The organism is Acidovorax sp. 22279 (assembly GCF_052045435.1).
Lineage (GTDB): Bacteria > Pseudomonadota > Gammaproteobacteria > Burkholderiales > Burkholderiaceae_C > Acidovorax > Acidovorax delafieldii.
The window spans coordinates 28,719-52,603 of the sequence record NZ_JBQEOV010000010.1; the positions used below are offsets into that span (position 1 = coordinate 28,719).

39 protein-coding genes are annotated in these 23,885 nt (G+C 61.1%); 24 read left to right on the plus strand and 15 right to left on the minus strand.

The features are described from left to right. Positions 1-7 precede the first annotated feature (7 nt). The 15 genes from ACTJKQ_RS14180 to ACTJKQ_RS14250 all read right to left on the minus strand — a co-directional run bounded on the left by ACTJKQ_RS14180 (position 8) and on the right by ACTJKQ_RS14250 (position 8,931). A complete protein-coding gene (locus ACTJKQ_RS14180) occupies positions 8-703 on the minus strand; it encodes a hypothetical protein (RefSeq protein ID WP_343734587.1) in 696 nt (231 codons plus the stop codon). A 34-nt stretch (positions 704-737) separates the two neighbouring features. Then, complete coding sequence (locus tag ACTJKQ_RS14185) at positions 738-1,571, minus strand: ERF family protein (protein ID WP_440597200.1); 834 nt, start codon at positions 1,569-1,571, stop codon at positions 738-740. Beyond that, on the minus strand, positions 1,568-1,768 hold the full coding sequence (locus ACTJKQ_RS14190) for a hypothetical protein (RefSeq protein ID WP_343734585.1): 201 nt from the start codon (positions 1,766-1,768) through the stop codon (positions 1,568-1,570). Before ACTJKQ_RS14190 ends, ACTJKQ_RS14185 begins: the two co-directional genes overlap by 4 nt. Before the next feature lie 98 nt (positions 1,769-1,866). After that, entirely contained in the window at positions 1,867-2,562 is a 696-nt protein-coding gene (locus ACTJKQ_RS14195; RefSeq protein ID WP_440597201.1) for a hypothetical protein, read from the minus strand. Further along, positions 2,559-2,915 (minus strand): hypothetical protein, encoded by a 357-nt coding sequence (locus ACTJKQ_RS14200; RefSeq protein ID WP_440597202.1) that lies wholly within the window; start codon positions 2,913-2,915, stop codon positions 2,559-2,561. Before ACTJKQ_RS14200 ends, ACTJKQ_RS14195 begins: the two co-directional genes overlap by 4 nt. Further along, positions 2,912-3,124: a hypothetical protein gene (locus ACTJKQ_RS14205; protein ID WP_440597203.1), complete on the minus strand. Its 213-nt coding sequence runs from the start codon at positions 3,122-3,124 to the stop codon at positions 2,912-2,914. The genes ACTJKQ_RS14200 and ACTJKQ_RS14205 overlap by 4 nt, the downstream gene beginning before the upstream one ends. Then, positions 3,121-3,651: a hypothetical protein gene (locus ACTJKQ_RS14210; RefSeq protein WP_440597204.1), complete on the minus strand. Its 531-nt coding sequence runs from the start codon at positions 3,649-3,651 to the stop codon at positions 3,121-3,123. The genes ACTJKQ_RS14205 and ACTJKQ_RS14210 overlap by 4 nt, the downstream gene beginning before the upstream one ends. Beyond that, the gene (locus ACTJKQ_RS14215; protein WP_440597205.1) at positions 3,648-3,839 is read right to left on the minus strand and encodes a hypothetical protein; all 192 of its coding nucleotides are present in this window, start codon (positions 3,837-3,839) and stop codon (positions 3,648-3,650) included. The genes ACTJKQ_RS14210 and ACTJKQ_RS14215 overlap by 4 nt, the downstream gene beginning before the upstream one ends. Then, complete coding sequence (locus ACTJKQ_RS14220) at positions 3,836-4,012, minus strand: hypothetical protein (RefSeq protein ID WP_440597206.1); 177 nt, start codon at positions 4,010-4,012, stop codon at positions 3,836-3,838. Before ACTJKQ_RS14220 ends, ACTJKQ_RS14215 begins: the two co-directional genes overlap by 4 nt. 74 nt (positions 4,013-4,086) lie before the next feature. After that, positions 4,087-4,278, minus strand: a complete 192-nt coding sequence (locus ACTJKQ_RS14225) for a hypothetical protein (RefSeq protein WP_440597207.1) — start codon at positions 4,276-4,278, stop codon at positions 4,087-4,089. A gap of 647 nt (positions 4,279-4,925) precedes the next feature. Further along, the gene (locus ACTJKQ_RS14230) at positions 4,926-5,309 is read right to left on the minus strand and encodes a hypothetical protein (protein WP_440597208.1); all 384 of its coding nucleotides are present in this window, start codon (positions 5,307-5,309) and stop codon (positions 4,926-4,928) included. A gap of 425 nt (positions 5,310-5,734) precedes the next feature. Continuing rightward, positions 5,735-6,028, minus strand: coding sequence for a hypothetical protein (locus ACTJKQ_RS14235; protein ID WP_440597209.1), 294 nt, complete (start codon positions 6,026-6,028; stop codon positions 5,735-5,737). Between the two features lie 397 nt (positions 6,029-6,425). Continuing rightward, positions 6,426-6,725: a hypothetical protein gene (locus ACTJKQ_RS14240; RefSeq protein ID WP_440597210.1), complete on the minus strand. Its 300-nt coding sequence runs from the start codon at positions 6,723-6,725 to the stop codon at positions 6,426-6,428. A gap of 149 nt (positions 6,726-6,874) precedes the next feature. Further along, positions 6,875-7,612 (minus strand): hypothetical protein, encoded by a 738-nt coding sequence (locus ACTJKQ_RS14245; RefSeq protein WP_440597211.1) that lies wholly within the window; start codon positions 7,610-7,612, stop codon positions 6,875-6,877. Positions 7,613-8,199: 587 nt separating this feature from the next. Then, the gene (locus ACTJKQ_RS14250; RefSeq protein ID WP_440597212.1) at positions 8,200-8,931 is read right to left on the minus strand and encodes a LexA family transcriptional regulator; all 732 of its coding nucleotides are present in this window, start codon (positions 8,929-8,931) and stop codon (positions 8,200-8,202) included. A gap of 70 nt (positions 8,932-9,001) precedes the next feature. Between ACTJKQ_RS14250 and ACTJKQ_RS14255 the strand changes: the two genes are divergently transcribed. The 24 genes from ACTJKQ_RS14255 to ACTJKQ_RS14370 all read left to right on the plus strand — a co-directional run bounded on the left by ACTJKQ_RS14255 (position 9,002) and on the right by ACTJKQ_RS14370 (position 23,753). Further along, on the plus strand, positions 9,002-9,223 hold the full coding sequence (locus ACTJKQ_RS14255) for a hypothetical protein (RefSeq protein WP_440597213.1): 222 nt from the start codon (positions 9,002-9,004) through the stop codon (positions 9,221-9,223). Next, complete coding sequence (locus ACTJKQ_RS14260) at positions 9,216-9,596, plus strand: hypothetical protein (protein ID WP_440597214.1); 381 nt, start codon at positions 9,216-9,218, stop codon at positions 9,594-9,596. The genes ACTJKQ_RS14255 and ACTJKQ_RS14260 overlap by 8 nt, the downstream gene beginning before the upstream one ends. After that, positions 9,593-9,817 (plus strand): hypothetical protein, encoded by a 225-nt coding sequence (locus ACTJKQ_RS14265; RefSeq protein WP_440597215.1) that lies wholly within the window; start codon positions 9,593-9,595, stop codon positions 9,815-9,817. Before ACTJKQ_RS14260 ends, ACTJKQ_RS14265 begins: the two co-directional genes overlap by 4 nt. 24 nt (positions 9,818-9,841) lie before the next feature. Further along, positions 9,842-10,222, plus strand: a complete 381-nt coding sequence (locus ACTJKQ_RS14270) for a phage regulatory CII family protein (protein WP_440597216.1) — start codon at positions 9,842-9,844, stop codon at positions 10,220-10,222. Continuing rightward, the gene (locus tag ACTJKQ_RS14275) at positions 10,219-10,485 is read left to right on the plus strand and encodes a hypothetical protein (protein ID WP_440597217.1); all 267 of its coding nucleotides are present in this window, start codon (positions 10,219-10,221) and stop codon (positions 10,483-10,485) included. Before ACTJKQ_RS14270 ends, ACTJKQ_RS14275 begins: the two co-directional genes overlap by 4 nt. Further along, positions 10,485-10,775, plus strand: a complete 291-nt coding sequence (locus tag ACTJKQ_RS14280) for a hypothetical protein (protein WP_436139633.1) — start codon at positions 10,485-10,487, stop codon at positions 10,773-10,775. Before ACTJKQ_RS14275 ends, ACTJKQ_RS14280 begins: the two co-directional genes overlap by 1 nt. A 112-nt stretch (positions 10,776-10,887) precedes the next feature. After that, positions 10,888-11,793: a hypothetical protein gene (locus ACTJKQ_RS14285; protein ID WP_440597218.1), complete on the plus strand. Its 906-nt coding sequence runs from the start codon at positions 10,888-10,890 to the stop codon at positions 11,791-11,793. Next, positions 11,786-13,147: a replicative DNA helicase gene (locus tag ACTJKQ_RS14290; protein WP_440597219.1), complete on the plus strand. Its 1,362-nt coding sequence runs from the start codon at positions 11,786-11,788 to the stop codon at positions 13,145-13,147. Before ACTJKQ_RS14285 ends, ACTJKQ_RS14290 begins: the two co-directional genes overlap by 8 nt. An 8-nt stretch (positions 13,148-13,155) precedes the next feature. Then, positions 13,156-13,383: a hypothetical protein gene (locus tag ACTJKQ_RS14295; protein ID WP_440597220.1), complete on the plus strand. Its 228-nt coding sequence runs from the start codon at positions 13,156-13,158 to the stop codon at positions 13,381-13,383. Further along, positions 13,380-13,568: a hypothetical protein gene (locus tag ACTJKQ_RS14300; protein WP_440597221.1), complete on the plus strand. Its 189-nt coding sequence runs from the start codon at positions 13,380-13,382 to the stop codon at positions 13,566-13,568. The genes ACTJKQ_RS14295 and ACTJKQ_RS14300 overlap by 4 nt, the downstream gene beginning before the upstream one ends. Next, positions 13,565-14,275, plus strand: coding sequence for a metallophosphoesterase (locus ACTJKQ_RS14305; protein WP_440597222.1), 711 nt, complete (start codon positions 13,565-13,567; stop codon positions 14,273-14,275). The genes ACTJKQ_RS14300 and ACTJKQ_RS14305 overlap by 4 nt, the downstream gene beginning before the upstream one ends. A gap of 3 nt (positions 14,276-14,278) precedes the next feature. Further along, on the plus strand, positions 14,279-14,584 hold the full coding sequence (locus tag ACTJKQ_RS14310) for a hypothetical protein (RefSeq protein ID WP_440597223.1): 306 nt from the start codon (positions 14,279-14,281) through the stop codon (positions 14,582-14,584). Further along, positions 14,581-14,931 (plus strand): endonuclease, encoded by a 351-nt coding sequence (locus ACTJKQ_RS14315; RefSeq protein WP_440597224.1) that lies wholly within the window; start codon positions 14,581-14,583, stop codon positions 14,929-14,931. The genes ACTJKQ_RS14310 and ACTJKQ_RS14315 overlap by 4 nt, the downstream gene beginning before the upstream one ends. Then, complete coding sequence (locus ACTJKQ_RS14320; protein ID WP_422846883.1) at positions 14,924-15,445, plus strand: hypothetical protein; 522 nt, start codon at positions 14,924-14,926, stop codon at positions 15,443-15,445. Before ACTJKQ_RS14315 ends, ACTJKQ_RS14320 begins: the two co-directional genes overlap by 8 nt. Continuing rightward, positions 15,442-15,699 (plus strand): hypothetical protein, encoded by a 258-nt coding sequence (locus ACTJKQ_RS14325; RefSeq protein WP_440597225.1) that lies wholly within the window; start codon positions 15,442-15,444, stop codon positions 15,697-15,699. Before ACTJKQ_RS14320 ends, ACTJKQ_RS14325 begins: the two co-directional genes overlap by 4 nt. A 132-nt stretch (positions 15,700-15,831) precedes the next feature. Next, positions 15,832-16,155, plus strand: coding sequence for a hypothetical protein (locus tag ACTJKQ_RS14330; protein ID WP_440597226.1), 324 nt, complete (start codon positions 15,832-15,834; stop codon positions 16,153-16,155). 18 nt (positions 16,156-16,173) lie between these two features. Further along, positions 16,174-16,665, plus strand: a complete 492-nt coding sequence (locus tag ACTJKQ_RS14335; protein ID WP_440597227.1) for a hypothetical protein — start codon at positions 16,174-16,176, stop codon at positions 16,663-16,665. A 176-nt stretch (positions 16,666-16,841) separates the two neighbouring features. Then, positions 16,842-17,378: a phage protein NinX family protein gene (locus ACTJKQ_RS14340; protein ID WP_440597228.1), complete on the plus strand. Its 537-nt coding sequence runs from the start codon at positions 16,842-16,844 to the stop codon at positions 17,376-17,378. A 52-nt stretch (positions 17,379-17,430) separates the two neighbouring features. Continuing rightward, positions 17,431-18,093, plus strand: coding sequence for a terminase small subunit (locus ACTJKQ_RS14345; protein ID WP_440597229.1), 663 nt, complete (start codon positions 17,431-17,433; stop codon positions 18,091-18,093). After that, entirely contained in the window at positions 18,090-19,673 is a 1,584-nt protein-coding gene (locus ACTJKQ_RS14350; protein ID WP_440597230.1) for a terminase, read from the plus strand. Before ACTJKQ_RS14345 ends, ACTJKQ_RS14350 begins: the two co-directional genes overlap by 4 nt. A gap of 5 nt (positions 19,674-19,678) precedes the next feature. Continuing rightward, positions 19,679-21,811, plus strand: coding sequence for a genomic island protein (locus ACTJKQ_RS14355; protein WP_440597231.1), 2,133 nt, complete (start codon positions 19,679-19,681; stop codon positions 21,809-21,811). Next, complete coding sequence (locus tag ACTJKQ_RS14360; protein ID WP_440597232.1) at positions 21,808-22,257, plus strand: hypothetical protein; 450 nt, start codon at positions 21,808-21,810, stop codon at positions 22,255-22,257. The genes ACTJKQ_RS14355 and ACTJKQ_RS14360 overlap by 4 nt, the downstream gene beginning before the upstream one ends. After that, complete coding sequence (locus tag ACTJKQ_RS14365) at positions 22,254-22,694, plus strand: hypothetical protein (protein ID WP_440597233.1); 441 nt, start codon at positions 22,254-22,256, stop codon at positions 22,692-22,694. Before ACTJKQ_RS14360 ends, ACTJKQ_RS14365 begins: the two co-directional genes overlap by 4 nt. Positions 22,695-22,730: 36 nt before the next feature. Then, entirely contained in the window at positions 22,731-23,753 is a 1,023-nt protein-coding gene (locus tag ACTJKQ_RS14370) for a hypothetical protein (RefSeq protein ID WP_440597234.1), read from the plus strand. Positions 23,754-23,885: the final 132 nt, after the last annotated feature.

Consider the following 23,885-nt stretch of genomic DNA (forward strand, 5'->3'; position numbering starts at 1 on the left):
ATGGTCCTCAGAAAAGTTCAGGGAGCAGCACGCGCGGCGCCGCCTTCTTGGCTCCAATCGGAGCGGGTGGGGTAACAACTTTTGCTTGCACGTCGATCACATCCATACGGTGCTCGGCGTCGAATTCGCGGATCAGCTGCTCGTAGTACCAACGGGCGGCTTCACAGCGGTGGCGAATCAGCGATTCCTTCTGAAAGTCGCGTTCGATGACCCAGGTGGTCAGGCGGTGGTGTTGCGGGATGTGGTCAACCAGGTGCTGATCCATGGGCTCGTTGCGGATCAGCTCGTGCGGGGTGTTCACCATCACGTAGTTCACCTCCCACTCGTCAGCGTCCCAAAGCATCATGTAGCCGCGCATCTGCCAGTCGTAGAGCGGGTCGATGGCGTCCACCTTCCAGGCCGGGAAAGTCTTGAGGGACCAGGGCGCTTTGATGTCGTGCCCACGGCGCCGGGGTGCGTCGAACAGGTCGCACTCCCCAGTGATCCACTCATTGGTGCGGCGCTCTGTGTTCTTGGCCAAGTTCAGACCGCGCACCTTGTTCAGCAGCGCGATGGCATCGTTCTCCACCGCAATGCCCTTCTCGATCTCCTTACCGGAAATCTCAAACTCCACGCTGAACAGTTCTTCCTTGACCAGCTGGCGAATGAAGGTGCGCGCGCCCATGGATAGATCGCCTTCGGCCTTGGTGCGAGGGTCCGTCATCAGGTGCCCCAGGCTGGAGCACCGGAACAGGATTTCACGCATGAGCGGGCTGAGCTGGTTGCGTTGGCGGGTCAGCTGGCAGGCTGTTGCCGTGCTGCGTGATGATGTGCATCAGGGACTGATAGCCCGTAAAGTCGTTCGCGCCCTTGAACACGTCTTTCGCATCGCGCATCACCTGAGTGAGCGCTGCGCGCGTCTTGGTGGCTTTGACTTTCTGCGTCCACTGCTCCAGCATGGTCTGAGTGCCCATGTGACCGTACGATGCCCCGTCGTCGTCTTCGTCGTCATCACTCTCGGCGGTGCCAGTGATGAGTTTGAGCGTGTGGCGCGATAGGTAGGTGGTGGTGGACACGATGGCCTGAATAGCGTTCTTGCCGCCCGACTCGTCGGCGCGCGCTTCGAGCGTGACCGATTCCTGGTGCCCCAGGCGGTGGCGCAGGATGCAGGACACGCGAATCAGGCCGTTGGACTGCTCGGGCTTCCACGACCAGCCGAAGCCATGACGCGAGAGGGCGGGGCCCACAGCGTCCACAACCTGCGCCAGCTCGGCGTGCATGTAGGTCGTGCGGCCGGTACGGGTTTCAAAATCCACCAGCTTGTTCTTGGTGATCTTGATGTTCTCGGCCTTGAAGTCGGCCAGGGCCAGGTTGTAGGCCTTTTCTGCCTCCTGGCGCTGCCACTGCTGTTGCAGATCCATCATCCGCTCGATCTGGCTCAGATCCGCGCCGCGTGCCAGCGCGTTCATCATGATGGCGGCGGGCGAAGTGTCAGCCACCTGCAGGGCTGCGGGCTCTGCGGTGGCCAGCGGGTGGTGCTTTTGCTGGTGGGGTTCCAGCGTCAGCAAGTCGGCTGTGTCTGTTGCATTCATGTGAACCTCATTCGGTGGTTGTTTCGGATGGTCTTGATCGGCCTCTTGGGCCTGTTGGGCTCACCCAGGTGGAGCGCTCCGCAGAACTCGCAGCGGTACGTACTCATGGGCTTGCCGTGTTTCTTGTTGGAGCGCTTGCGCGCTTTCTCGGCCAGCTCGTAGCTGGTGATGGCCGACTTTCCGGTGGGGCAGTCCATGGCATCACCTCAGATGAAGGGTTGATGCACCCAGGCCATGTAGAGGGCCAGGGCTGCGGATGTGGACAGGAGCCAAGCGGCGAAGGCGAGGGCGGCTTTCATGGCAGCCTCCGAAACTCGACCCGCCATACCCATGGGTTGGCGGCCCAGCTGTCGGGGCCGTTGATGGACTCCCATAGAGAACGGAAGCTGACGCGCGGTGTCAGCGCATCGCGGTTCGGCGCGCTGTCGAGATAGTTGCGCCACTCCCCTCCGATCGGACAGGCTTCGATGCCTTCCGCAATGGCGTCACGGCTGCTGATGTCCTGCAGGCGCTCCACGCGCACCCTGGTGATTTCCAGGGTGATGCGGCTGGCGGCACGGGGCATGAAGATCGCTGGGCGTCGCCACCACAAGGGCACCACGGTGCTGCGCCGCGTCACGATCATCGGAGTGTCTTCGTCCGTGTCGTAGGCATAGCTTCGACCGCACTCCAACGTCATGTCCACAAAGTGCCACTCGTCGCGGCCCTTCTTTGCGCTGTAGCGTGTCTCCCAGCGCCCCCATGCGTAGAAGGTTTCACGCACTGCAAGCCGGTCGCCGGGTTGGCCGTAGGGGCAGGTAAGGTGCACGTAAGGCGCTTCCACAGCGATCTTGCTGTTTTCCGTTCGCTTTGGCCCGGGCACGTAATAGCCACCAACAAAACGGGCGTTTTCTATTGGCTGTGGCTTCACCACCCGCCGCGTCTGTGTCTTGCTGCCATCCCGCAGCGCGCGGACCATGGGCCCGCTGAAAAGGATGGGGCGCTCTTTCATGGCTCTTCTCCAGAATAGATATACGGATGGCGATAGCCCTTCAGCATCCTTTTGAATGCAGCAGAGGCCATAACGCGCACCTTCGGTTTGCCGAACTGGCGGCCATCAGGGTCGATGAAGCTGCGCAGGTAGAAGGTGCGCTCTGGGTACTTCCCAGGCTTGAAGGCGCCAAGCACCTCCAGCACCATGAAGCCCTCGCCATCTGCCACCCACTGCTCGTTTGAGAATTCGTAGTCCCCGTACTCGCAGCGGGTGCCCGGCTTCCAGGTCTGCACTGCGTCAACGAACTCACCGTCAATTGGCCCGCTGTACTCGTGGCGGACAAACGGGAACTTGACCTTGTGCGTGCTCACGGAGCCTCCCGGTAGCAAACCAGCACATCCCCCTGCCACTCAAACGGCTTGCCTTCGCAGGCACGGCGCGCGGCGAAGTCGCGGGAGTGGTGGGCCTGCTGCAGCTGGGGTGCTGCGGGCTGTGCGCGTTCCTCGTAGGTGGTGCCCGCGACTGCGGCCATGCCGAAGGCGATCAGCGGGCCCACGATCCAGACGATCACGACTTTCATGTGGGTTCTCCAGCGGGCTGCTTGATGTGTGAAGCAACCCAGTTACGCATGCGCTGCCAGCGGCGCTGGGCAACGATGGCGGGGTCTATTTCCACGCGCACGGTTCGCTCGTGGTACTTGTAGCCATAGGGTTTGAAGTGGTGGGGCGGCATGGGACCGCAGATCACCACGTCCACGTACTCGTAGGTACTGGTGCCCTCGTCGTTCTCCCAGACGATTTCACGGACCATCGCGGGAGCAATGCCAAAAAGGTCGGCCACGGCGTCCCAGTCCTCCGGGTCAACGGTGGTCATGTCCAGGCCGCGCTTGGCACCCAACACGCCCAGCGTGCAGTAGTCGCCATCTGCTGTAACCAGGGACTCGCCAATCAGCGCTTTATCCGGCATGGCATCCAGCGCGGCCAGCACCTCGCGCAGCGCTGCTTGGCCGCGCTTGCCGTTGAGGGCACTGTTCACAGCGGCGCGCCAGCGGCCCATGGCCAGGGGATCATCGTCGCCGTAGTCGTCGGTGTATCCGCTTCTGCTCATAGCGGTTCTCCTTGTTCAAGTGCGTCCGGGTCCAGCTCCGCGCCAATGGCGGCAGCCTCTGCCCTGAGTGCGGCCGCTCGGGCGGCTTCGTCGTTGCGGCGCTTGGTTTCGGCCTGGGCTGCCATGGATGCAGCCAGGGCATCGCGGCGGGCGCTGGTGAAGTGCGGGGCGTTGATGGGGTCGATCACGCAGCACCGCCTTCCCGGGCGCGCAGCATTGCGTCTGCCACGCGATAACCAGCCACCGCAAGGCGCTCTTCGTTGGTTGCGCCATCCATGAAGTTGAGTTCGTGCTTTCCAGCGGCGATCATTGACATCAGCCCGCCGATTGCCTGTGCTGCAAAGTAGTCGCGCAGGGTCATGCCTGTTTCGAGAACCTGCTCATGAGTGCCAACGATTGGGAACGCTGGCCCTCCGTCTTTGATCTGCCCAGCCATCACCACACCCCCATGTACGCGTAGTGCTGCACCTGATCCACCAGGGCGCGGTGGTTGTACGAGGCCTCGCGGTGCTGCAGGTACTCCAGGTCGGCCCGGACTCGCAGGGCTTCAAATTCCTCGGGGGAGATTGGCGGCGGTGCGCCAGGGATGCGCAGCAGCGGCTGCACAGTGGGGTGTACGTTTTGCATTGCCTGCTCCAGAAAATGAGTGAAACCAGCTCGCGGCGCCTGATAAATAAGCGCGAGTAGCTATCAATGCGATAGCGTTTCGGGTGAAAAAAAGCCCACGCGAGGTGGGCGAACCCCTGCGCAAGGCAGGAGGGGAGGGAGAGGGTGGGCTACTTGCCGGGGGAATCTCCACGCACCGTCCAAAGTTTGTGAAGTGGCTTTTGCCCGAAAAGGGGCGGGGCTTTCACCCGCTGCGCACACGGCCAGGAACCCCCGACCCGCTCTGACACCAAACACCAGCGGTGCGTGTCTCCGCGCTGAAACCGAGGATGCGCGCGGCCTGATGAATCTCGCCTCGGTTGATTTCTTGATGGTGGCGGGAGGTGATCCCCGCTTGAACTCTTGCGGCTAAATCGCCGGTAGCTCTGGCTCTCGATTTCCCCAGCCCATCACCACTGGGCATTCACCACCATTGAAGCGGGCCGGACGCAACCCCGGCGATACAGCAACACAGTCTCCCGACTCGACGGGCCTAGGGTGAAAGCTACTGCTCTCCTATTTCCTGCCGTTGCTGGCGTGGTGCCGATTTCCTACACCGCCGCTTCAATGGTGGCCCTGAGCATCACGCCCAGGTGGCTTGCCCTGTCTATAGGAAGACAGGGAGGGGGTTAGCCATGGGTTGCTTTGCGTATTGATTCACGCGCCAATCGCACGTATGGCTGTTGCTCAAAGTCTGAAAGCACGTCTTCGTATGGCCTCTCGCCGGCTGCGGTGACAAACATCTCTTTGCATTCAGCAAGGACAGTCAGAAGATCGTTGAGCAGGTTCTTTGCCTGGGCCATTGCGCGGGCATTTGCGAGAGCTTCTGCGCGAGAAATTCCGCCGCCATGTGTGGGGTGCGGGTCACGCTGCGTGACGGATGCAATGCGGTTGTAGTAATCGCGCTCCGGGCCTGTTGTTCCATCCTGTTCGACTTCGCCGCTGATCAAAAAGCAATTGATACCTAAGTCTTCGACCACCCACTCTCCTGGCGTCCTGTTATCGAGTCGCATGCTCTTCTCCTAGTTGTTGAATTGTGGGGGGATTGCTTTGAAGGGCGGGCAGGACGGCCAGTCCCTGCTATGACACTGTCTGACGTGCCCCGCAAGTCATGCCTCCCGCGCTTTCGCGCCGCCTGGGGCATGAACTCCATTTCTTCCCCGGGCATCGACCCCCGGCTTCTCGGCTGTGTTGCGACCCCGTTGCAGGTTTCCCGTACTTCGTCGCCGCCGCTTCAATGATGGTCCCCGTCTTTCCGGGGTGTCAGAACCTGTTGGCCGGTGTTCACCGCACTCTATGGTTTGGCCCAATCGCAAAGCCCGCCCAGGACCGTTCGCCTGTCGAGTGAAACCCTTCGTGGACATTTAGAGGCCGTCTTGAAGGATGAAGTCATCCAGCCTTTTCTGTGATGGCCCCGGCGCTGGGCCGGGACGGTGGGTCAAATATCCAGGCTTGCAAGCAGATCGCCAAGCTCATCAGAAAGAGCAATCAGCTCTCTGTTGTGGCTGTTGATCGCTTCAATTTCAGCGCACCGCTTGGCCGCGGGAGCGGTGTTGACGCTTTTGGATGCCGCATCAACAAGTCTGCCCACAACGACCGGCTCAAGGCGCGCCTTCAAAGCAGCGACTTGTTGGAAGCACTGGCCTATCGTCAGCTTCACTTCGTTGTGTGCCGATTCCAATTGACTCATTGGCTCGGGATGGACTTCCGTAACACGGGTGTTGAGTTGCATGCTGTCTCTCCTGTTGAAAACCTCAACCGCCTATTGCGAAGCGGCTGGGGTTTTGCCCCGCGTTGGCAGGGCTACCTTTCGATCTCACGCAACCCCCTGATCCCACCTGGGGAGAGCTGCGCGTTGGTGCGTTCTCTTTCTGTTCTTGGCGACACCGCCTCACCCGGATTCGCTGCTAAGCCACTCCCGGTTTGTGCCTGCTGTCACTTCTCTTTCGAGCGGAACCGCAGGGCCATCTTTTTAAGGAACTCTGTGGTGACCGCCGATCCGCTCACCCTGTCGCTGCGTTTTGCTGCGATGGGTGAATTAAAGCATGCTTTATTTTGAATGGTCAAGCATTCTTTAATGTGGGTCGAAAAAAAGCCCACCTCAGTGGGTGGGCATGTGTGTGCGCCGATCAGTCCCCGAACCGCAGCCGCCAGGCCTGGGCCACCCAGTCACCCTCGGGCGTCTTCTCCAGGCCGTGGATTTCCAGTGCACCGGCCACCATGTCCACGATGCGAGGCTCGAACAGGCGCTGGGGTTCGTAGCTGGCCAGATGCAGGGCTGGCACGGTGCCGAATCGGCCCTCCAGGCGCACCACGGTCAGATCCCCAATGCACTCATGCATCTTGCTGGCGAAAGGCCGCCGACCGCCCTTGCAGTAGAGCATCAGGATCGTGGCCTTGACGGGGTGGGAGATTTGGAGAGGCGGCATGCTTGTACTGTGGAAATTTACAGTACATCGCGGGCGCCAGGGGTAACGCCCGAGTCGGGCGAGTGGGCATGAAAAAGCCACCCGAAGGTGGCTCTTGTGGTGCTAGATAAACCGTCAATTGCAGCGGTTTATGAATCGCTTTTTTTGAATTACTTGCTCCAACCGAAAACATCAGCTAGAGCAGATTTGAGTTCGACCTTCTGATCTTCGGTCCACTCGGTGTACATGCCATCGCAAGGGGCTGTTGGCGCAACTTCGCCGCTAGCGATCATCGCCTGAATTTTTGCTACTTCAGCATCATTGGCCGCCAGCTTGGATAGCTGAAACGGCGCTCCAGAGTTCTGCGCAAGATTCATAACCATTCCCCTTTGTAAGACCGCATCGCGCACATCATCAATCCTCCACTGATTGATGGGCCCGGGAGCGCTCAAGTTGTTGCTCATATCATTCAAATTTACGAACTTCACCAAACCGCCTGAGTAGCCATCCGCTTGAATCGCAGATTCCACAGCCCGTTTTGCATCTCGGTTTACCGACCAGCAAAGGTAGGCATGCATGGACCCAGAGCCTGCAAAGTAGCCGCCGTCCTTAGTAATGTCCTGTGGCTGCTTAAATCGAACTTGCTTGGTAGCAGAGCTGACGATGCATACACAAATCCCATCGTAGTCAGGCATCAACGAGAAGTCTGTAGGCCCAGATCTAATCCAATCTTTCCACTGTTGAATCTTTACCCCGTCACCAGCGAACATGATTGCCCAAGCGCCAAAGATTTCAATCTTTGAAAAATGAGCGTCGTCAACATAAACGATCCGAGATCCAAACTGGTGAGACCAGCGGGAGTCGGTCGCCATAACTCCTGCCTTGCTGTCATAGACGTTAGTCGTCATTGCCCATCCTGATGTTCTATTTTTTGGGCAAAGCCCTCGATTATATCAGCAACTTTCTTGTTACTAAATATGTCCTGTTCTCTGGATCGAGGGTACTAGGAAACGTATGTTAGGTCAACCAAATGTTGCAGCAAATGCTGCAATTGCAACATCCTAGGGGCGCCGCCCTACATCATGCTTTAGCTATCGAGTTGATAGCTATGGTTAGCCATGTGTAAGTATCAGTGACGATCCAGCTTGCATGTTAGGCTATGCCGCCACTCCCAAGGCACCTCAGCCTCACCCCGCAGGCCTTCGTGCAGCCCGCTCCAGCTTCCTGCACTCCCTCACATCCACCAGCGTCTTGAACCGGTGGTCTTCCCGAGTGATCCACTGCATGTTCTCTGGCCTGTCGGGGCCGCCGGCGCACAGCGGCGTGATGTGGTCAACGTGGTATCCCGGGCAGGCCCCGCGCGTGCGGCCGGTGGCAGGGCAGGGGTTCTCGGCGCGGAATGCGCGCACCTGGGCGCGATCTCTACCGGTGTTGGCTTCGGCAGATGGCGCGGCAATCGACCAGGTAGCGACGGCCAGGAGAAGGCCGCCCCAATTCAATATTGCTCGCTGCGCCAAACTGTCAGCACCTTGCCAAGCACCTCAAAGTGCGGGTTCTTTGGCGACATGGGGTAGGGCGGATAGTCTGGGTTCTTGGAAATGATGTTGAGCATCACCCCGTCCCCGTGTGGGTCCGGCACCCGCTGGATCATCTTGATGTAGCCCTCATCCCCGACTCGGAAGAAGTACACGCCTTCGTGGGTGACCGTCTTCACGCCCGTGTCCACCAGCAACGGATCGCCAGGATTGAACATGGGCCGCATTGATGGGCCGAAGCCGGTGACGATGCAGAGATTTCTGATGCCAGTGTGGTTGGGCACATTCAGGCGCAGCCATTCATGTGTCACGCGCCAGCTTTTGATGGTGCCTGGCTGATCGTCCAGCAGCAGGCGCCCGGTGGTGTCCATGCCGCCGCCAGTATCGAACTCGGTAATTACCAAGTCGGGCGGGGCGCCGGGCGCATCCGATGGCGCCTCATGGGGTGCTGGCGCAGGATGGGCGGTCGGCTGTGTGTCGCTCACCATTGATCCATCGCCAGTGGCCAGCCAAAAGGAATTGACCTTCAGAAACTCGGCCGCTTTGGCATTGTTTTCTGCAGTGAACGCTTTTGATTTGCCGTTGATGACATCGCCAACAGCCTGAACGGATCGTCCTATTGCTTCGGCAAGCGCCTTCCTCCCCTTTCCAGAGTGATCGAGCGCTTCTTGGAGTCTTTGACCGTAGGACATAAAGCTAGCTTACACAACGCGCAATCAAGAATGCTTGCCTTTGTGTCGTAAAGCATGCTTTAATGATGGCATGGACCACGAAAAAATCATCGCCGCGCTCGGCGGCACCTCCGAAGTTGCGCGCATGTGCGAGTGCACGCCGCAGGCCGTGTCGCAATGGTTTGGCGTAGATCCCGACACAGGCAAACGCCGCGAGATTCCCAACGCTCGCTTGATGTACTTGAAGGTCATTCGACCAGACGTCTTTGCGCAGAGCACCGCCACCGAAGCCCAGGAGGCGGCACATGACTGACCTGATCGCCCCTGCAGTCGCCGCAACGCCCGAGTTGGATCCGCCTATGACGGTGACTGAGCACGGCGACGGAAGCGTGACCGTAGAAATTGGTGACGAGAAGCCATTGCATTTCAGCGCGGAACGAATGGCGACTCTCAAGAAGCTTTTGGCGTTGCCCAGGATGAAGCACACCCACGCATTCATCGAAAGCGACGGTGATGCATCGGTGGCAATCCAAGCCGCTCTTGAAGAGATCAATCGCGCGTGGTCGCCCGCAAAGACTCCTCTATTGGTTCGAGCAAAACGCTGGCTCGGACTCCTGCTGGGTTTTGCGGCTTCTCTAGCCCTGATCGCGTTTTTTGCACTATGCCAAGCGCCTCTTCTGCCGTGAAAACCCCCTTTTTCACCAGCTCGACCATCAGTGCGGACAGCAGCGAATACGTTGCTCCGGCAAACGCCAATGTCGTGTTGGTCTGTTCTTCGTTCATGTCTACCCCTTCCGGCAATGGTTGTGTGAGAGCTGCCATTTTGAGCCGGAAGAGGGCGGGCACCTATCGCGATGACTTGTTTGCTTTGCATGGCAGCAAGTCTCCTTTTTTTGCCTTTTTTTGAGACGGCAACAGACCGCAACGCGACATGTCATCTATTGCGCCCTCCCAACTTACCCTCAGTTTCGAGCCCTCGCTGCCGGAGCGTTTCCCAACGCTGCGTGCCTACGTGGCACACCGCACGCCCCTGTTGGCCAAGTCGGCAAAGGTGATCGCGGCCGACATGGACATGAGCCCGTCTACCCTCAGCCGCAAGCTGAATCCCTCCGAAGGTGACACGCAGCGCTTCAACCTGGACGACCTGGAAGCCTTCCTTGAATCGACTGGCGACGCTCCCGCGGTGATCGAGTATTTGGCTGCCAAGTACATGGACAGCCCAGACGCTCGCAAGGCCCGCGCCCTGAACAAGGTGGAGCGATTGGCAGAAGAACTGTCCGCAGCAATGGCGCTGCTCAAGGGGGCAGCATGAACCACAGCCTCCCACTCAACGCTTTCCAGTCGGTGCGTCCACGCGGCCCCGATCTGGAAATCCCAGCAGCAGCCCCCCGCAAGACCAACCACAGCCGCGCACCCATTGGGGGCAATGTGCAGCGTGCATTGGATTCCAACGGGCGCCCAACGGTAACCACCGGGCCGCGCACCCAAGGCGCGATCACGCTCAACACCCGCCGTCCAAGTGCCGCCACTCTGGCGAAGCAGGCGCGTGCGGGCAGCGGTGGAGGTGCCGAGTAATGCGCACCAGCCAGCACGATCTCTTTGGCGCGGCCCCAGCTCCGCGCAACTTTGACCAGGACGCATTGGGCTTCCTGATCGCCTATGCGCGCAAGCACAAGGGCCAGGCATTCAGTGCCGAGCACGTCACGCTGGCCGCTCAAGAGAAGGGCATTGCGCCCGACGATCTGCGCGCATGGGGCGCCGTGTTCACCCAGGCCGCACGCGACGGGCATATCCGCCGCAGCGAGGTGCTTTTCTCGCGGTCCATGGGCAATGGCTCGCTCTCACCAGGATGGACTGCAGCATGAGTTGGGAAGCCTACGAAGCCGCGAAGCGCGCATGGATTGCAGCGCATCCCGATGCAACGCCTGAGCAATACGACGCCGCCATGCGCGCCATTGCCAAACGGATGGGGGTCTGATGCGCGACTACGGCAAGGTCTACGGCACGTTCTGGTCAAGCCAGACGACACACACGCTGTCTGATGACGGCAAGCTGCTGGCCCTCTACCTGATGACCTGTTCGCACGCGACCATTGCGGGCGTGTTCCGCCTGCCTGACGGCTACGTTGCGGAAGACATTGGATGGGATCAATCGAGGGTTCAGGAAGGGTTTGCGGAACTGTTGGCAAAGGGTTTCGCCAACCGTTGCGAAACCACGAAATGGGTCTGGGTTGTGAAGCACCTGGAGTGGAACAAGCCGGAGAACCCGAACCAGCGCAAGTCCGCCGCCAAGATTGCCCAGTCCGTTCCTGCGGAATGCGGCTGGAAGCTAGATTTCATGCGGGCTTGCGCCGAATCTCTCGGATTGGAAGCTCCAGAAAGCGGAAACCGTTCGGAAACCGTTGGCGAACTGTTCCCTAACCAGGAACAGAAGCAGGAGCAGGATATAGAAGAAGCTAAAGCTTCTTTGTCGGCTTCTTCGCAGCCGCCGGATGCGGACGAGCCTGACGATGGTGTGCCGCCGTGCCCGTTCGACTGCCTGATCGACAGCTACGAAACCGCTCTGCCTGTCCTGCCAACCGTACGGCGTTCGCTGTTCGCGAATGGCGCCAACGGCAAGGCAATGCGTGCGCGGTGGCGTTGGGTGATGACCGCAAAGCATGAACGCGGTGAGCGCAAGGGCGAGCGTCTGGCGACAACCGCCGAAGAAGGCCGAGCCTGGTTCAAGCGGTACTTCGATTACGTCGCTGACAGCGATTTTCTGTCGGGCAAGAACGGCAAGTTCCAATCTTGCGACCTTGGCTGGCTGGTGAAGGCTGAGAACTTCGAAAAGGTCCTGTCGGGCAAGTACCACCACGAGCAACGCGAGGTGGCCCATGCGTGAACCACGCGCCATCCCCGCGAGCTTGGAGTCCGAGGCTGGCGTCCTGGGTGGCCTGATGCTGGACAGCGAGGCCATCAACCGGGTTCCCGATCTGACGGCCGAGGCGTTCCACAACGAAGCCCACGCCAACATCTTTCGGGCGATCCAAACCCTGGCCGTGGCTGGTCAACCGACAGACATGGTGTCGGTGTTCACCGAAATGCAGCAGGCGGGCCACGCCATCGAGCTGTACGAGCTGAACGAAATCGCCCAGTACGTGCCAAGCGCGGCCAGCATCCGCCGCCACGCGGGCGTGGTGATGGACACCTACCGTCTGCGCCAGCTGATGAACGCCGGATCGGAGATTGCCGACCTTGCAATGACGCCCGGCCACCATGCCGCCGAGCAGATCGACAAGGCCCAGATGATGCTGGCCAAGCTGGCAACAGTGAAGGCCAAGCGCGACCCGCAGCACATCAACCAGTCTCTGGCGAACTACCTGCAGCTGCTGCAGGACATGAGCGAAGGCAAAAACCCCGCGATCCCCACCGGCATCGGTGGACTGGACTCCATCCTGAACGGTGGGCTGCGCAAGGGCGAAGTTTTCGTGCTGGGCGCCCGGCCTAAGCATGGCAAGACGGCGCTGTCATTGACGATGGCCCGCAACATCGCGCGCGACTACAACGTGCTGTTCCTGAGCCAGGAAATGCCGATCAACCAGCTGATGCACCGGCACACAGCCGCCAGCGGCCCGTTCGACCTGGCCCGCATCCTGGCCGCCAAGGCGGAAGACCACGACATGTGGGCAGCCGTGACCGATGCGGCCCGCCGGTTGGGCGAGTTGCACCTTGTGCATGACGACCAGTGCGCCCTGTCGCTGATGGACATCCGCCGCAAGACCCTGCAGGTGCGCCGCGCGCATGGTCTGGATGTGCTGTTCATTGACTTCTTGCAGCTGATGAGCGGGGCAGGGGAAGAGAACCGCAACCGTGAGCTGGACATCATCGTGAACGGCATCAAGGCCATGGCGATGGACCTGGACGTGGCGGTGGTGCTGCTCAGCCAGATGAGCCGCAAGGCCGATGAGCACTACGGCCGGCCCACGATGACCCACCTTCGGGACTCCGGCGCCATTGAGGCAGCAGCGGACCAGATCGCAGTGCTGTTCACCGACTGGGCTCACCCACTGAGCAAACGCACACAGGAGTTCCAAGGCTACTCCGAGCTGGAAATCGTTGCCCACCGAAACGGTCCACAGGGCGTAGTTCCGCTGGAGTTCATCGGCAAGTACCAGCAGATGGGCGACTGGATCGGCCCGCCACCTGTTCACCAAAAACCAGCAGCCGCTCCCGCCTCGCGCGGCGCCAACTTCTGATGATCGCCATGAACGACAAAACCCACGTTTTGCTCTGGAGCCAAAGCCAGTGCGCTCTGCACATCGAGCCGATTGCCGACATGCTGCAGGAGAACGCGAGGGCCTTTGCAGCTGACCGGCGCATGGACTACGTTCCTATGGTGTTCGGTAGCTCTGACGAATGCCACGCTGCAGCCGAGCGCGTGCGTCCGACTCTGCATGCACGCCAGTTGGAGCGCGCGGGGAGCCCGGCATGACCCAGAAGCTCCACTGCGCCCGCTGTGGCCGCGTCACCCTACACCCCGCTGTTGTCATCGGCGCCCAGCCCTTCGGCCGCGTTTGCGCACGCAAGGCCGGGTTGATTCAGCCCAAGCACCGGGGCCGGGCATCCGAGGCATACCGGGATACCCGCACCATGGATCTGTTTGGAGGTGCCCTGTGAGCCAATTCGTTCAGCGCTTCTCGCGCAATACAGTCGGCCGGGATTTGATCGTCGGCGACATTCACGGGCATTTCAGCAAGCTGCAGCAGGCGCTGGATGCTGTGGGCTTCGACCCCGCCAAGGACCGCCTGTTCAGCGTTGGCGACATGGTGGACCGTGGGCCCGAGTCCGAATCGTGCCTGGAATGGCTGGCTCAGCCATGGTTCAAGGCCGTGTGCGGCAACCACGAACGCATGACCATGGAGTACCACATGGGAATGATCCCGGCCGGCATGCTGGCTATGAATGGCGGCGCCTGGGCCATCGGAAAGACCGTAGACGAGCGCTTGCCCTACGTGGACACGTTCGCCGATCTGCCCGTGGCCATAGAACTAGAAACCGAGTACGGCCTGATCGGCATCGTGCACGCTGACTGCCCAAGCCCGGAGTGGAGCCAGTTCACGGCCCGCCTGGCAATGGGTGGAGATGTCGCGGCCGTTGCAGCGGAGGCTGCCATGTGGAGCCGCGCTCGCTGCGATTTCATCGACTCATCCGGCGTCAAGGGCGTGCGCGCGGTCGTTGTTGGACACACGCCGTTCAAGAAGATGACCAGCCTGGACAACGTGATCTACATCGACACGATGGGCTGGAAAGGCCATGACTTCACCATTTTGGACGCAGCGACCCTGCGGGCGGCGGACAAGCCGTCGGCACTGTTCTGGGGGTAATCCATGTCGTACATGCAAGAAGCAAACGCCATCGCCGCAGAGCTGCGCGGTCACGCCAAGCCCAAAGCGAAGAACGTTCGGGGGCCGGCCAAGGAGCCGACAGAGAAGGCCCTCGCTGTGCTTGCCTACTGCCGCGAGTTCTTCGCAGAGAACGACCAGCTGCCGCCGATCCATCGCATCAATGACCACTTCGGCTGGAAGTCGCTGAACGCGGCCCAGAACCACATGGATAGCCTTGTGCGTCACAGGCTGCTTGAACGCAACGCCGTGGGCAAGCTGCGGTTTGCAAGGGGAGGGCGCACTGCATGACCACGCTGCAACTCACTCTGCCGTGGCCGCCCAAGGAGCTGAGCCCAAACGCGCGCCAGCACTGGGGCGCACTGTCGCGTGCGAAGAAGGCCTACCGCGCTGCCTGCGCATGGACGGCGAAGGAGCAGGGCGCCAAGCGCATCGAAGCCGAGCGCCTGCACCTGACCATCACATTCGTTCCACCAGACCGCCGCGCGCACGACCTGGACAACTGCATCGCTCGCATGAAATCCGGCTTGGATGGCTTGGCCGATGTGCTGGGCGTGGATGACAAGCACTGGCAGCTGACGCCGATCAAGTCCGATGAGGTGGGAGGTTTCGTGCGGGTGGAGGTGTCCCATGGCTGAAATCACCCTGGTGCGCCAGGAGCCCGTGCAGATCACCGAGGCCGACAAGGCCGTGGCCCGTCGCGTCATCTTTGGCATCGTGGACGGCCTGGGCGAGCGCGGCAAGAAGCAGTGGCGTCGCCTCTGGAACAACATCCTGCGCCTGGAGCCGGGCGAGATGGTGGAGCTCAAGACTCACCAAGCCCGGCTGGGCTGGTATCACCGCAAGCACATGGCCATGGAGCAAGCGGTGTTCGAGAGCCAGGACCGCTTCGAGAACTTCGCAGGCTTCCGCGACTGGCTCAAGGTCGGGGCAGGGCATTGCGAGTGGTATCCCGGCCCCAAGGGCGGTGTGTTCCCAGTGCCCAACTCCACCAGCTACGCCAAGCTGGAGCAGGGCGCCATGGAGCAGTTCCATCACGACGCCGTGGAGTTCCTGCGCACCGAGCACGCGGGCAAGACGCTGTGGCGCCACCTTTCGCCGGTGGACCGCATAACGATGATCGAAACCATCCTGCAGGGGTTCAACGAATGAAGCGCGCCCCCATTGATCACGACTTCACCAGCCTAGGTTGGGGTCGCAACATCACGTTCATCAGGATGGGACTTGATGGACTGAGCGCATCGGTGATTGGTCATGGCGTGGGAGTTGAGCAAGGGGACTACCTAATCCTCGCCAACGGCCCATCTGAAACCACCCGATACCGCGTGGCCAAGCTGGAACACAAGCAGCCAGCTGACTGCTGGAGCGCAACAATTGAATTCGCGCCACGGGGAGCGCAGGAATGAAGCGCACCGGCTTCCGCCCCCGCGCACCCCGCCGCGAGCAGCGCGACCCAGACCGCGTGCGCGCCATGCCCACGGTCACGCCCGGCGCATTCCGCGCGCCGCAGCCGGTGGTGGNCCACTGCGCCGAAGGACTTGCCCATCCGTAGCCAGGCATATCTGCGGCTGGTGGCCCAGCTCCCCTGCAAGCACTGCGGCATCTGGGGCCACAGCCAGGCCGCGCACGCCAACACAGGGAAAGGCATCGGCACGAAGGCCTGCGACCTGCAGACCTTCCCTCTGTGCGCTGACCGTCCGGGCCAGCGCGGATGCCACAGCCTCTTCGACCAGGGCGCTCTGTTCGGCAAGGAAGCCCGCCGCCTGATCGAGCCCGCATGGGTGGCCGACACCCAGCGCCGGATTCACGCCATGGGCATCTGGCCAAAGAAGTACCCATACCTGCAGGACACCGCAAATTGAACAGGGAGGCATGACCACATGAGCGCAAACGAAGAAAAAGCCACCACAGGTCAGATCATCTGGGAAACCATAGTTGGGCTCACGAACGATGAGCGCGACATCAGTCGTCAGGTGTTGCGCGATGCAACCGGTTTGTCCTACGAGGTAATTGATGACCACATCAAGCGCCTGGAGACGGCAGGAAAGGTGTTCAAAGTCGGCAAGGGCCTCATCAAGGTGGTGCCTCTGTACCCGCCAGAGAGGGCCCAGAGTCTCACAGCGCTCCCCGATGGCCGCGTGAAGTTCGAAATCGGCGACGAGTACCTGGTGCTTACTCCACCTGAGGCTCGTCGTCACGGCCTGTTGTTCACTGGGTTCGCGCGTACCTTTGAAGACATCGAGGGCAGCAACAAAGCGCTGATCAGGACTGCCGAACTTGCGGACGAGGTGCGCCAATTGCGCCGAGAGATTGCAGCTCTCAAGAAGCCAAAGAACGATGCTCAGTTTGACTTGCTCGAGGCTGGCCAGTGAGAAGACCGGAAAACTATGAATGGACACCTGAACAGGTGTCCTTGCTGGGGACCATTCCCGATAGTCACCTTGCGGAGCGCTGGGGGATGCTGCCAAACACGGTTGCGAAGGCGAGGATCGCAAGGGGAATTGCTGCATTCCAGTTCCAGAGACGCTGGACTCAGGAAGAGCGGGAAATGTTGGCCACCCACTCTGATTCGCAGGCGTGCAAGTTGCTGGGCCGTTCGCTTGGCTCGGTTCAGGCAGAGCGACGAGCTTTGGGCATAAAGAAAGTGGGGTCGGCCGCTCATCCGCACCTGGAAGAGATACGGACGGCCTACACCACCACATCCATGACAGTGCAAGAGATAGCCGAGAAGTACGGCGTCAACCCGCAATATGTGCGGAAGCGCGCCCATGGCAGGAAATGGCAAAGGCCCGACAATCCGGCCATGAAGACTTCGGACCTTTCCGGCGCTGCCCTCGACACCTGGGTGGCCAAGGCCATCAGCAAACCACCGGGCGCCGCCTACTCATCCTCCTGGGAGGCTGGCGGTCCTCTCATTGAGAAAGAACGCATCCACGTTGCTCCTATGCCCGGCAAGGGCTGGGTCTGGTGCGCTGTCGTCGTGAGTGAATCCACCAAGGGCGCCTGGCAGGAAGGGCGGACGCCATTGATCGCGGCTATGCGGGCGCTGGTGGCCAGCCGGTATGGGAACGACCTTCCGGATTGAACACCCCCAGTAGGGTTCGACCGCGAGAACCTTGCCCGGAATCATCCGTGGCATGGCGCCCAAAAAGGTAGAGAAAACTGCCCGTTCCACCAAAAAGACTTCCGCAGCATCTGAAAAGGGTGTTGCAGCTACCGCGCGCGTCGATGGTTTGCTGCCAAAACAGGCGAAGTTTGTAGCGGAATACCTGATTTCAGGAAATGCCACGCAAGCCGCTCTGGCTGCGGGTTACAGCCCGAAGACCGCCTACAAGATCGGGGCGGAGAACCTCAAAAAACCACAAATCGCTTCCTTGCTGGAAGTAAAGCAGTCGGAAATCGCCGCGCGCCAGGACGAGCGCCTGGCCGCGATGGAGCTGACGCAGGCCCGCGTGCAGCGCGAGATTGCCCGCATCGCCTTCTTCGATCCTCGCAAGATGTTCCACGCGGACGGCCGCCCGAAGGACGTCACCGAGCTGGATGACGACACCGCAGCGTGCATCGTGGGCCTGGATGTCCTGGAAGAGTGGGAAGGCCATGGCGATGACCGCGTGCTGATCGGCCACGTTAAGAAGTACAAGATCGCCAACAAGAACGCAGCGCTCGACCAGGCTTCAAAGATCCTGGGGTTGTACGAGAAGGACAACGACCAGAAATCCAACCCAATCTTGGCGATGCTGGCGGCGATGAAGGGCAGCGCCCTGCCCGTTGTCCGCGATGGGAAAGAGGCGGGCAAATGAAGATCCCCCTCGACTTCGTGCCCACCAGCGAAGAAGAGTTGCTGCGCTGCCTGGCTGACCCCATGTGGCGCCTGTGCTCTGGGCACCTCTACAAGATCATGGTGAAGACAGACGACGGCGAGGGCACTGTTGTGCCGTTCAAGCCGAATCGGGCGCAGCGGCGGCTTATCAGCAAGCTGTGGCACCGGAACGTGATCTTGAAAGCGCGCCAGCTTGGGTTCACAACACTGGTCGCAATCTTGTGGCTGGATCACGCTCTGTTCAACGAAAACCAGCGCTGCGGGATCATTGCGCAGGACCGCGAGGCGGCCGAGGCCATATTCCGCGACAAGGTCAAGCTGGCATACGACCACCTGCCGCCAGAACTGAAGGCGGTCATGCCGCTGGCACGGGACAGCGCCAGCGAGCTGCTCTTTGGGCACAACAACAGCAGCATCCGCGTGGCAACGTCCATGCGCTCCGGCACGATCCACCGCTTGCACGTCTCGGAGTTCGGAAAGATCTGCGCCAAGTTCCCCGACAAGGCGCGCGAGGTCGTCACCGGCTCTCTGCCTGCCGTTCCTCTGAGCGGCATCACCATCATCGAGTCCACCGCCGAGGGCCGCGAAGGCGAGTTCTTCCGCATGACTCAAAAGGCCATGGCTTGCGCAGAGCAGGGCAAGGATCTTTCAGAGCGCGACTACCGATTCCACTTCTTCCCATGGTGGGAGGCTCCTGAATACCGCATCAACCCTCAGACGGTGTTGATGACTCAGAAAGACCGCGAGTATTTCGAGAAGGTGGAGGCGCTGATCGGCCAGCAGATTGAAGCCGAGCAGCGCGCCTGGTATGTGGCCACGCGCGACAACGACTTTGGCGGCGACCCTGAACTGATGTGGCAGGAGTACCCCAGCACGCCGGAGGAAGCCTTTCAGGTATCCACGGAGGGCACCTACTACGCCGTCCAGCTCGCCGCCGCCCGCAAGGATGGCCGGATTACCCGGGTGCCATACATGTCCGGCGTGCCGGTGGACACGTTCTGGGACATCGGCCTCAACGACGAGAACTTCATCTGGTTCCACCAGAAAGTGGGCCTGCGTCACTGCTGGATCAAGTCGTACGGCAACAGCGGCGAGGCTCCCGCGCACTACGTCGCCGAGATGCAGAAAACTGGCTGGGTTTGGGGCCGCCACTACCTGCCGCACGACGGCAACGCGCGCCGCATTCAGGCATCCACGACCAAGACCTATGCCGAGCTGCTGGGCGACCTGGGTCTGAAAAACATTGAGATCGTGCCCCGCATCGAGTCGGTTACCACCGGCATTCAGATGGTGCGAAACATCTTCGGCAACTGCTGGTTCGATGAAGAAGGCTGCGCGTCCGGCCTGGCTGGCCTGCAGTCCTACCGCAAGGAGTGGAACAAGCGGCTGGGCGTGTGGGCGGACCACCCGCGCCACGACGCGGCCAGCAACCCGGCCGATGCTCTGCGGCAGTTCGCCCAGGGCTATCGCGAGATCTACGCCAAGGGCGAGCGCCCACGCAGCTGGCGCGACCGCCTCGGCATCAAGAACAAATCACAGGGATCGGCCCAGGCCGCTTGAACACCATGGCAACAGCATCGACCCCAGCCGACCAGTCCGCGCGCGAGAACTGGCAGCGCTACTGCTACGGCAAGGACCGTGGGCACATCGAATACACCGAGCAGGCCGCCCGTTGCGAGGGCATGTACCTGGGTGGAGGTGAGCAATGGATCGCAGCCGACAAGGCCATTCTGGATGACCAGAAGCGTCCCTATTACGAGTTCAACGAGGTTATGCCCAGCGTGAACAGCGCCGTGGGATACCAGATCCAGAACCGGATGGACATCGCGTTCAAGCCTCGCGGCGGCAAGAGCGATCTGGACACGGCGACGGTGCTGCAGAAGGTGGCAATGCAGATTGCTGATTCGACCAACCTGCACTGGCTGGAAACCAAGGTGTTCAGCGACGGGCTGATTGAGCAGCGCGGCTACTACGACGTGCGCATTGGCTTCGACCGCAACATGTTTGGCGAAGTGACGATCTTCGACTTGGACCCGCGCGACGTGATCCCGGACCCGGACGCCAAGAGCTACGACCCTGACAAGTGGGGCGACGTGATCATCACCCGATGGCTCACTCTGGACGAGATCGAGCAGATCTACGGTAAGGACGCCCGGGTCAAGGCGGAGGCTTCGAACGACCACGGCCAGGATTTCGGCGACATGGACGAGGAAGTGCCGCGCAACCGCTTTGGCACCGTCAATACAGCCCTGTACGACGCCTACGGCGCTGAGTGCGACGGCATCAACCGCTACCGGATCATCGACCGCCAGAAGTTCGTCTATGAAATGACCGACTGCCTGGTGTTCCCGCAAACCGGCGATGTCCATGTGATGGCAAACATGGCGGCTGATTCGATTCAAGACGCCATCGCCAAGGGCGCTGTGAAGGCCCGCCGCATGCGCCGCCGCGTGAAGTGGATCGTTTCGACCTACAGCCGCACCATCCACGATGAATTCAGCCCGTACGAGCACTTCACCGTGGTGCCGTACTTCGCCTACTTCCGTCGCGGAAAGACGCGCGGCATGGTGGACAACGCCATCGGTCCACAAGAGGCATTGAACAAGGCGGTCAGCCAGTTCGTCCACATCATCAACACCAGTGCGAACAGCGGCTGGGTGGTGGAGGAAGAGTCCCTGACCAATATGGACACGGAGGATTTGGAGACTGTCGGCGCCCAGACCGGCCTGGTGCTGGAGTTCAAAAAGGGCGCGACCAAGCCTGCAAAGATAGAACCCAACTCGGTGCCGACCGGCGTGGATCGGCTGATCGACCGCGCCACACAGGCCCTAAAGGATGTGACGGTGCCTGAGGCCATGCGCGGCATCGGCGGCAACGATGAGGCGGGCGTCGCCATCCAATCCAAGCAGTTCGCCAGTCAGCAGCAGCTCGCCACGCCTCTCGACAACCTGGCATACACGCGCAAGCTGCTGGCCCAGCGCATCCTGAAGCTGATCCAGCGGTACTACGACAGCTACCGCATCTTCCGCATCACCGAAACGGACCCAATGACGGGCAAGCCGAAGCAGGAGACGCTGGAGATCAACAAGTTCGACCCCGAGACCGGCAACTACATCAACGATGTGACCGTGGGTGAGTACGACGTGGTGATCTCCGAGCAGCCGATGCAGGTCACCTTCGAGAACAGCCAGTTCCAGCAGGCGCTGGAGATGCGCAAGGCGGGTATCGCGATCCCAGATGCCACAGTGATCCGCTACTCTGGCCTCACGGACAAGCACGAGATCCTGGGGAACATGCAGAGCCAGGCCGCGCCAGCGCCAGACCCGAAGGCGGAGGCAGACGCAGCGCTCAAGGCAGCCCAGGCCGAGAAGGTCAAGGCCGAGACGGAGCTGGTGCACACCGAAACCATCGCAAAGCGTGGCGAGACCCTGTACAGCACGATGCAAGGCGCCCAGGTGGTGGCGGGCAATGCACAAATCGCTGGTGTTGCCGATCAGATGCTCGGGACCATCGGTTTCGAGGACCAAGACGCCGCGCCGTACGTAGAGGCGCCACCTGCTGGCGCTGCCGCCGAGGCCGTTGGCATGGACATGCCAAAGAACACCGACCCCATGACGCCCGCCAGCCCTGCGCAAGGGCTCATGGATGGCATTGAAACGCCCGAAGCCGATGGCATGCAACCTGGGATCGGCCAATGACCATCATCGCCTGGGACGGAAAGACGCTGGCTGCCGACAAGGCAGCGTCCAACTGCGGCTATCTGCGCACCGTCACAAAGATCTATCGCGTTCCCAGTGGGCTTGTCGGATTCGCTGGTGACGGAAGCCGCGCTTTCGCACTGCTGGAGTGGTTTCGCGCTGGCTGCGACCCTGTCAAGTACCCAGCATTCCAGGCATCTGACGACGCTGTGGGGTGTCTGCACATCAGTCTGGACGGCAGGGCGTCTGGTTACGCGCATACACCGTTCCACGAATTCCACGAGGACAAGTTCGATGCCATCGGATCGGGCCGGGACTACGCCCTTGCTGCCATGTACCTCGGTCACTCCGCAGTGCGCGCCGTTGAGGTCGCCATGGCGTTGGACAACGGGTGCGGTAAGGGCATTGACACCCTCGAATTGACCACCACTGAAGGAAGACCATGACCACCTATTGCGGATCACGAAGAACGACGGGCCACGGCGAGGCCGACATTTGCGGCGAAATGGGACCGGGCGGCGTGCACCAGTGCGCTGCCTGCGAATTGAAGGAGCACACGGCCGAGGAACAAAAGGACGCAGACAAGTACGCCAACTACGCCCAGGACGCCCTGGTGAAAGCCATCGCACGCGTGGCCCATGAGTCCGTCGCAGCCCACAACTCCGCCTATGGCGACTACACCACCCCGCCTTGGGAGCGTCTGCCCAAGAAGGACAAGGACCACACCTGCGCCAAGGTGGCGGCGTTCCTGAACAACCCTGATTTGCACCCAACGGCCCACCACGGGACATCCGTCGCGGTGCTGACCGCAAGCCAGCGTGCGGCGGCCTATGTTTTCCACGGCGTTGTGCACGCCATCGCCCGCGAGCAGAGCCGCGACTGACCCTCACCGATTGATTAACCACTGGAGAGCAACACCATGAACATCCGAGAACTCAAGCGCCGCCTGCAGCCTTACAGCGGTTTCATGAAGCCAGCCGAGGACGACGGCTCCGATCTGGGCGGCGAGGTCATTCAGGTGACCAACACCGGCGATGCCGACGCAGGCGATGGCCAGGAAGATCGAGGCGACACATTCACGCCGGCGGCCGATGCGGAAGACGCAGGCGCTGATGCCTCGGCTGCAGGTGCCGCAAGCGCAGCTGGCGATGCAGATGGCGCTGACGCCGGTGATGGCCGCCGCCAGGCTGGCATCCCCAAGGCGCGTTTCGACGAAGTGAACGAAGGGCGCAAGGAGGCGCTGCGCAAGCTGGAAGAGGCACAGGCTGAAATCGAGCGCCTGAAGAAGGCCGGTGCTGGAGCCGATAGTTCCACCGCAACTGCTGCGCCCGCGAAACCTGCAGCCCAGCCCGATGCAGGGGCCGGTGGTTTCGATGTGGACGCCAAAGAGCAGGAATACGCGGAAGCGCTGTATTCGGGAGACGGCAAGAAGGCAGCGTCCATCCGCCGTGAGATCAATGCCCACCTCGTGACCGAGGCGACCTCCCGGGCCCGTGAAGTCGCCGCGACCGAGTTCACCGCGCGCGAGACGCAGACCCTGCTGAAGGCTGCAGTTCAGACCGCAGTGGCCGCCTACCCATGGCTCAACAAGCCAGAAGGCGAGGAAGCCCTGGATCTGATCGTGGCAGCCCGTGACCAGCGCATCAAGAAGGGCATGCCACCCCATTTAGCGTTGCAGGAAGCCGTGAACAAGATCGCTCCGAAGTTCGCTCCCGAAGGCGATACCCCCAGTAGGGAATCGACAGATACACCGGAGCGGAAAGACACTAGAACCGAACAAGCACTGGCGCGTGGCGCTGCAGATTCTCTGCTGCAGCCACCCCCGGTGCAGGCTGGTATCGGAAACCGCGCAACGGCGGCCAGGATCGATGTCGAATCGCTCACCGAAGAGCAGTACGACGCGCTTCCTGAAGCCGAGAAAAAGCGTCTGCGCGGGGACTGATCCAGCCACAACGACCAGCAGGTTTCGCCCGGCCTGCTGGTCTTGAAATCAGGGTGATCTCGTCACGGGAGGACGTTAAACCACCCGGCGCCCTTGACCGCCACCAAGTCATGTCTCTCGCATTGGCAGCGC